This window comes from Acinetobacter sp. UBA2581 (genome assembly GCF_002339435.1).
In the GTDB taxonomy this organism is placed as follows: domain Bacteria; phylum Pseudomonadota; class Gammaproteobacteria; order Pseudomonadales; family Moraxellaceae; genus Acinetobacter; species Acinetobacter variabilis.
Genome location: NZ_DDLD01000091.1, coordinates 19,730 through 27,203 on the forward strand (window position 1 = coordinate 19,730; position 7,474 = coordinate 27,203).

Genomic DNA, 7,474 nt, shown 5'->3' on the forward strand with positions numbered 1-7,474 from the left:
GGTTTTCTTATGGGGTCAGAAAATGCCTTTACCAAATATTCTGGAGTTTGCTGGGACAAATGTTACTCAGCGTAAATTTCAATTAGCACAAGGTAAATTACTAAATTTTGTTGGCGAGCTAGATAGTCGACTGGCTGCAACAGCAAACGGATATTTTAAGTCTTATCCTAGTTTGGCAGATGCAAACGCAGATATTGCAAATATTCCATTGGGTGTGTCTGTGAAAGTTTTGAGTGATGAAGAAGGCGGAGAGTATTATAAAGCTATATCTGGGGCAACAAGTTTAACTAAGAGTCCTTATGATCCGCTTACTATCTCAAAAGCAGCTATCGAAGAAAAAATCATATTTGAAGATGGTCTTGATATTACTGTTTTAAAAGACGCAAATGGGAAATCAGTATATAGAATTAAAAAAGACGGTAAAATTTATATCGTTGGCTTAGGTTCTGATATTGCATCTTCAATTAACGATCTAAATTCATTAGTATCGGTCACTGATTCGGAAAATCTTATTGAGTTACACGATATTAATGGTAATAAAACAATTATTCAAAATGCTAAAGGCGAGCTAATATTACCAACAATCGGTAACCTAACACTAGCGCTAAAGAATCTAGCTGGAAATTCGAAAAATAATGAACTCAATTTGAAGAATGCCTATTTATCAGGGAAATATGCAGATTATGTTTTAACAGAAAACATGCAGAATTTTGAGCATACAGATTATTTACTTAAAGCCTCAGAAGTACACGCAATGGGCGTTTTTCCACATGACGTCACAATGTTGAGAATCCCAGCAATTACTCGAATCGGAAAAAATAAATATTTATTATTTTTTGAAGCACGACAAAGCTGGGAAGATTTCGGAAGGAATAGTCAAGGAGTCGCAACAGTTACGGTTGAAGAAACAACTGGTGTGGCTTCTGTTTCTAATGTTCAATGCTTACATGCAGCATTCACTGATTCAGAAAATAAACTAAGAACTTTTATGAATGCGTGCGCTGTAAAGCTTGATAGCGGTCGCATCATTTGCTTGTATGTTCGCAGATATGGTTCAACAGAGCACCAATTATATAAGAGATATTCAGATGATGACGGTGTAAATTGGTCAGAATATGAAGATATTACGAGTGTAAAAGGCTCAACGGGTTGGAATGTACTTTGCCCTTGTTCACAAGGTTTAGTGAAACGACACGGGCAGCATAAAGGGCGTATCATTTTCCCACTCTGGCATAGTGGAACAACCTATGCGCAAATGCAGTTCCGATCGGGTTACATCTATTCAGATGACAATGGTGAAACTTGGAATTTGGGTGAGTTTGCGGATTATGCAAGCGCAAATGAGGTGCAATGTGCAGAAGATTTAAATGGCGACATGCTTTTTTCAATCCGGCTAGAGAGTAGAAATCCGCCGAAAGTATTGGCGCGACATTCCGATGCAACGAAAGAATATTCTGAGGTTAAACCTAATAAAGCACTTACAAATGAAATAATCATGTCAGGCTTGATACAAGGTGAAAATCGGTTTGATAAAACTGCAAACAAGTTTCAATTAACGGCATGTAATACAACATCACGTAAAGAGCTACTTATTCACACTTCATATGATGGAGGTGAAAACTGGATAACTCATCTTTTACCAACCACGATTAATCAGCCTGTTGCTTATTCATGTATTGAGAATTTATCAGCAAGCAAAAAGTTTTTGCTCTGGGAAGCAGACAATACAGTTAATTTAAAATATTCAGTGATTGCACTATCAAATTTAATTAATCAAGGACAATAATCATGTCAACTTTAGTTTTAAAATCAAAAAACGCTTTGGATGGAAACGTGGAGTCTTTAGACTTCACAATATATAAGCAACGTGTTTTAGCGGATGGTGGATTTATTGCAAATGAACAAGCTGTTAAAAATGCTTTTCAATTTTGTTATCAAAACAATTTAACATCGGCAGAAGTTTTTTCTGCAACAAGCGCAAATTGGGGGGTGAAGTTGTCAGGGGGCAAGCCGAAAAAACTTTATACATTGTTTGGAGAGGCAGGTGACATTGATGTAACAATTGGAACACCGAATAACATTAACTATGATACGACCAGTTTTGCATTTCCAACCATTGAGTTAAAGGCAGCCTCTGCAAATGTGCTAAAAACAAAGGGCGTTGCTAATAATGTTAAAAGTTCTGGGATTTTTGTGATCGCAAAAGCCCCGTTATTATCTACTGGTGCGAGTTATGGTGTATCTGGTGCATTTACACTAGGTGAGCTTTCGGAGTTATCCGATTCAGCATCAGCAGCTGAAACAGTTGATAAGCGTATGAACGCTTTATATTATAGACGTTTAACAAATACAGACATTGCAAACGCTTGGCACTATCTCTCATATGGTTATGGTCTACAAGGTACAATTATAACTGACAACGTTTTAGTAAATGCAACCACTTGGAGCAAGGCCGCAACTTATTTACAGCCTGGTTTGATGGAGTTTTTAAATAATGGCACTTTAGTTGGAAACAATACGACGGTGAAGGAGAAAACATGGATTAACAATCTTCATTTTAATGTCGGAGTATCACGAGACCCAGCTAAAGCTCCTTTGGTATGGTCTAGTCCGTTGTATGCCCATGTCGCAGAAGCTTGGTGTTTAATTAATACGACTTCTAATAAGATGAAATCACTATCAATGCGAACGGTGTAACAGTGGGGAAGAACTTAGAAGCCGTTGCCGAAGCCTTAACCTGGCTCGGCACACCCTATCATCACCAAGGGCGTGTCAAAGGTGTCGGTGTCGATTGTGCAACACTGCTTTGTGAAGTTTACGAAGCAGTGGGGTTAATTGATCATTACAATCCGGGTTCATATCCAGCCGACTGGCATCTTCATCAAATGGGCCAGCGTTATTTAGAACATATCCAGCAGTTCTGCGATGAAGTTAGTGAGCCTCAACCGGGTGACATTGTTCTCTATCATTTTGGCAAATGCATCAGTCATGCTGCAATTGTCGTCGAGTGGCCAACGATTATCCACTCATATATTCATCAGGGGGTCATCCTCCAGGATGGAACCAAAGGAAGTTTAGCCCGGCGAATTGCCGGGTTTTATCGTTTAAGAGGGCTATAAAATGGGTGGTGTTTTTGGTGGTGGTACCGTCAGTACATCTGACAAACGTATCAATTCAATGCGTATCCAGCAGTCAGCCTATGGTCTTTGCCAGCCTTTGGTTTACGGTAAAAACCGTGTCGCTGCCAATATGTTCTGGTATGGTGATTTTACGGCCACAGCCCATACAACAACGAAAAAGCAAGGTGGTAAGGGTGGTGGTGTAAAAACCAAGAACACAACTTATACCTATAGCGCGTCCTTCATGCTTGGTCTCTGTGAAAATAAGATTAAGGACATTGGGATTATCTGGCGTGACAAAGAACAGATTGTTCCTAAAACGGAAGGCGGTATTCAGCTTAAACCCATTGATCAGCTAGGGTTTGAATTATTTGATGGTGATCATAATCCTGTTTGGGGCTATCTCCCATCAAAGCATCCTGACCAGGCATTGCACTATCCATTTCTCGGTTATGTCGCATGTGCCAACTACGATCTGGGGGGGAGTGCCAGCTTATCGAATCACAATTTTGAAGTGATTAGCGATATTACATTCTCAGAAACGATTCAAGATGCCAATCCTGCAGATGTAATTGAAGACTTCATTACCAATCCACGTTATGGGGCATCACCCAGTCTGCAAATGGCAGATTTATCTGAATTTCGAACCTACTGTACAGCGACCAATTTGTTGATCAGTCCTGCTTTGACAGAACAGCGTGAAGCATTCGAAATCATCAATGAAATTGTTGAAGCGGTGAATTGTGCCGTGGTACCTAGTCCAGACGGTTTGAAGATCCGATCTTATGGTGACAGTGTAGTCAGTGGAAATGGGGTAACGTTCGTACCTGATCTGGAGCCGGTTTATCACCTTACTGATGACGATTTTCTAGGTGAAGATCAGCCAGTTCGGGTACGTCGAAGTCGTGATACTGATGCCTATAATCATTGCCAGATTGAATATGTAAACCGCTTCAATCAATACAATACTGAAACAGTGGAGGCTAAAGACCAAGCAAATATTGAAATGTTTGGTCTACGTACACAAGATCCGGTCAAGCACGATTTTTTCTGTGAACCTAAAATTGCCCGCCATGCAGTGCAGTTGCTATTGCAGCGAAAACTTTATGTCCGTAATGAATATGAGTTTGAATTGGGCTGGAAGTACTGCCGTTTAGAGCCGATGGATATTGTGACGATCACAGATGAATCTTTAGGCTTGAATCGTTTCCCAGTGCGGATCACGCGTGTCGAAGAAGATGAAGATGGAATGTTGTCTATTACGGCTGAAGAACTGGCTGTTGGATCTCGCTCTGCGGTTGAATATGATCTGCAATCCTCAAATGGGTACCAAGGTGGAAATGAAGAACCAGGAAACGTGAATGCACCAAATATTTTTGAGCCACCATTAGATTTGACTAGCGGTAAAAATCAGATATGGGTAGCTGTATCCGGTGGAATTAATTGGGGCGGCTGTAATGTCTGGGTCAGCCTGGATAATACAACTTATGAAATGGTTGGTACGATCTATGGGTCTGCTCGATATGGTGCCCTGGTTTCAGCGATTGATGCAGATGATACCGAGATGCAGATTCAGTTGAATACATCCAGCCAGATGTTCAGTGGTACGGTTGAAGATGCTGAAGTTGATGCAACTCTATGTAGAGTCGGTGACGAATATATTAACTATGTTGAGGCCACATTGAATGGATCTGGGCTGTATACATTGAGTGACCTGATTCGTGGACGTTTTGATGATGCAGGGCCACATAATTCAGGTGAATCATTTGTTCGTATTGATCGTGCTATTTTTAGCCATGATTACAATGAAAATATGGTTGGAAAACAGATTTATCTGAAGTTCACCAGTTTCAATGGATTGCAGCAAAAAGAACAGACTCTGGATGAAGTAGCGGCTTATAGTCACACTATTACTGGCAGCCGTCCATCTGGCGTAAAAGGTCTATCGCTTCAGTCAGCCTTTGAAGGTACAAGCTTTAAGGTTCAATGGCAAAGTGCAGCTGGTGCCACAGGGTATATCGTTCAAATCATGTCAGGTGGTGTATTGCTACGTGAAGTTGAAACGACAAATACTGATTATAGTTACAGTATGGATGAAGCCAAGATTGACGGTGTTCAGCGTGCTTATACAGTTCGTGTTGCAAGTAAGAACGGCTCGATTGTCAGTACCTTTGCGGAGCTGAATATCAGTAATCCGGTGCCACCACAATTGTTGAACGTCTACACCTCTGCCACTGCAGATTCGATCACAGTGACTTGGATTCCAAGTGAAGTACCGGATCTGAAAGATTACCAGGTGTGGATCAGTACCAGTGCTAATTTTGATCCTGATTCAACAGAAGCACGTTGGACCGGTACAGAAAATGCTTGCACGATTACTGGCTTGCAATCGACGACCACATATTATGTGCGTGTTGCTGCACGAGATGTTTGGAAACCGACATCATGGAATTACTCGGCACGGATCACACAAGCAACAGCTGAAGCATAATCTATGGACAACTAACAGCACCTTTTTAGGTGCTTTTTCAATGCCAAAAAATAGGGGGGATCATGCAGGAGCATGAAAAAACATTTTGGATGCTTGTTGTGATCGGGGCTGTCATCGGCCTGTCTAAACTTCTGGTATCTGAGGAAAGGCTAACTGTTCGACTTGTTTTGGGTCGGACTATTTTGGGATCAGCTTCATCCGTTTTGGCTGGTGGGGTCTTATTACAAATTCCAGATATTCATCCATTAGCTTTGATTGCAATTGCATCAGCTCTGGGAATTCTTGGAAGTACATTTATTGAAAACTGGCTTAAAAATAAAGCCGCTACTTGGAGCGCCAAATGAAATTAATTGAGCAAAGTGCCTGGAAGTATCTTTCTGTAAAGCTCCCAATTTTGGGGGCTTTTTTATTGCTTGTCGTTATTCCGGCATTGCAATGGGCGATGGACTTTAAAGTGATCCCTGTTGAGTACCATGCATTTATCACAGGGTCGGTCATGGTGTTTTTATCCTGGCTTGGTAAGAAGATTTATCAACCAAAACTGCATCAACCACAGCTCATGGGGATTAATAGCCTTTTATCCAGCCCTCAAAAAACCAATGATTTAGCGTGGATGGTTGAGGCTAAAAAGCATATCGGGTTGCGTGAGAACACAAGTAAGACCAAACACAATCCAACTATTTTAAAGTGGCTGAAATCACTTGGGGCTTGGTGGTCTGAAGATGAGACTGCATGGTGTGGAACTTTTATTGCCCACTGTTTAAAAACGGCAGGTGTGAAATATCCAAAACATTGGTATCGGGCGCTGGATTATGTGAATTACGGATCAAAATTGTTTAGGCCCGCTTATGGCTGTGTGGCGATCAAGTCACGTAAAGGTGGTGGCCATGTCTGCTTTGTTGTGGGGCGTGACAGTAAAACTGGCAAGTTGGTCTGCCTGGGTGGCAATCAGTCCAATATGGTTTCTTATGCCCTATACGCTGAATCGGAGTTTCAGGAATTCCGTTGGTTTGGCATGACTAATCGCCCAGCAGATCACCGCTACAACCTTCCGATTATGTCTGGTGTAACTGCAACAGGAGTATCCGAATCATGACCTCACTAACAATTGAACAGGTATCCAAATCCACACTGGAGGTTGCTGAATCTGGCGGCCCAATCTTAAGCCAGATTGCAAGGTATATGGATGCAGCCGAAAAACTGAAAAATAGTACTTTATCTGGTGATGAGAAGCGGGATTGGGTAATTGCATACGCTAAAAAGGAAATCAAGGAAGTTTTCAATAATCTTGATTATTGGATTCCATTGATTATCCGCTTTATTAACGCTGTTAAGATGGCATTCAATTTACTTAAAAAAGCTATTTTTTAATCAAGAAGGCCCTCAAGTGAGGGCTTACTTTAAAGTGTATTCTATCTATTCATGATACTTGTATTTTTTGGGATCATGACTTTCGTGATAGTTCAATTGTGTCATGGCTTCGGAAATACCAAATAATCTGGATCTCTGTGGCTCTATTAAATTACTACTTATATTGTAATTGGGGTATTTGCCTTTAACCTCAGGATGCAAATATGCTGCAACCTTTACATCACTTTCACTTACATATCTGCCAGCCCACTTTTCAATATAATGCTTCAAGGGGTAGGATTGACGGCAAGCTGATTGAATTTTCTTTTGAGCATCTAGCCAGGCGTAAGCAATTCGAACACAGTCAGGATGTTCGTGAAGATTATTAGGACCTATGGATACTGTATTAATAGCCTGTTGGATTTCTTGATCAGTTAACATATTTAGCTTCCTCAATGTTCGATAATTTAAAATTCAATTATTTAAGTTTTAATCTAGGACTTACGCATTGACG

8 protein-coding genes are annotated in these 7,474 nt (G+C 40.8%); 7 read left to right on the forward strand and 1 reads right to left on the reverse strand.

Going from position 1 to position 7,474, the window contains the following annotated elements:
• Positions 1–22: 22 nt before the first annotated feature.
• From B3Q46_RS11750 to B3Q46_RS11780, 7 genes are all read left to right on the forward strand, one after another.
• Positions 23–1,786, forward strand: a complete 1,764-nt coding sequence (locus B3Q46_RS11750) for a sialidase family protein (RefSeq protein ID WP_286715914.1) — start codon at positions 23–25, stop codon at positions 1,784–1,786.
• Positions 1,787–1,788: 2 nt separating this feature from the next.
• Positions 1,789–2,697, forward strand: a complete 909-nt coding sequence (locus B3Q46_RS11755) for a hypothetical protein (RefSeq protein WP_286715916.1) — start codon at positions 1,789–1,791, stop codon at positions 2,695–2,697.
• Positions 2,698–2,699: 2 nt separating this feature from the next.
• Positions 2,700–3,119 (forward strand): NlpC/P60 family protein, encoded by a 420-nt coding sequence (locus B3Q46_RS11760; protein WP_286715926.1) that lies wholly within the window; start codon positions 2,700–2,702, stop codon positions 3,117–3,119.
• 1 nt (position 3,120) lies between these two features.
• On the forward strand, positions 3,121–5,610 hold the full coding sequence (locus tag B3Q46_RS11765; protein ID WP_286715928.1) for a phage tail protein: 2,490 nt from the start codon (positions 3,121–3,123) through the stop codon (positions 5,608–5,610).
• A gap of 62 nt (positions 5,611–5,672) precedes the next feature.
• Positions 5,673–5,954: a phage holin family protein gene (locus B3Q46_RS11770; RefSeq protein ID WP_180100902.1), complete on the forward strand. Its 282-nt coding sequence runs from the start codon at positions 5,673–5,675 to the stop codon at positions 5,952–5,954.
• On the forward strand, positions 5,951–6,706 hold the full coding sequence (locus B3Q46_RS11775; RefSeq protein ID WP_286715933.1) for a TIGR02594 family protein: 756 nt from the start codon (positions 5,951–5,953) through the stop codon (positions 6,704–6,706). Before B3Q46_RS11770 ends, B3Q46_RS11775 begins: the two co-directional genes overlap by 4 nt.
• The gene (locus B3Q46_RS11780) at positions 6,703–6,981 is read left to right on the forward strand and encodes a hypothetical protein (protein ID WP_100357095.1); all 279 of its coding nucleotides are present in this window, start codon (positions 6,703–6,705) and stop codon (positions 6,979–6,981) included. Before B3Q46_RS11775 ends, B3Q46_RS11780 begins: the two co-directional genes overlap by 4 nt.
• A gap of 45 nt (positions 6,982–7,026) precedes the next feature.
• Here the strand turns inward: B3Q46_RS11780 and B3Q46_RS11785 are convergent, their stop codons facing one another.
• Positions 7,027–7,401: a hypothetical protein gene (locus B3Q46_RS11785; protein WP_286715938.1), complete on the reverse strand. Its 375-nt coding sequence runs from the start codon at positions 7,399–7,401 to the stop codon at positions 7,027–7,029.
• Positions 7,402–7,474: the final 73 nt, after the last annotated feature.

Bases quoted from the DNA above. Each gene is read 5' to 3' on its own strand.
- B3Q46_RS11755 (WP_286715916.1), top strand. From the start codon at position 1,789: ATGTCAACTTTAGTTTTAAAATCAAAAAACGCTTTGGATGGAAACGTG.
- B3Q46_RS11770 (WP_180100902.1), top strand. From the start codon at position 5,673: ATGCAGGAGCATGAAAAAACATTTTGGATGCTTGTTGTGATCGGGGCT.
- B3Q46_RS11785 (WP_286715938.1), bottom strand. From the start codon at position 7,401: ATGTTAACTGATCAAGAAATCCAACAGGCTATTAATACAGTATCCATA.
- B3Q46_RS11780 (WP_100357095.1), top strand. From the start codon at position 6,703: ATGACCTCACTAACAATTGAACAGGTATCCAAATCCACACTGGAGGTT.
- B3Q46_RS11775 (WP_286715933.1), top strand. From the start codon at position 5,951: ATGAAATTAATTGAGCAAAGTGCCTGGAAGTATCTTTCTGTAAAGCTC.
- B3Q46_RS11765 (WP_286715928.1), top strand. From the start codon at position 3,121: ATGGGTGGTGTTTTTGGTGGTGGTACCGTCAGTACATCTGACAAACGT.
- B3Q46_RS11750 (WP_286715914.1), top strand. From the start codon at position 23: ATGCCTTTACCAAATATTCTGGAGTTTGCTGGGACAAATGTTACTCAG.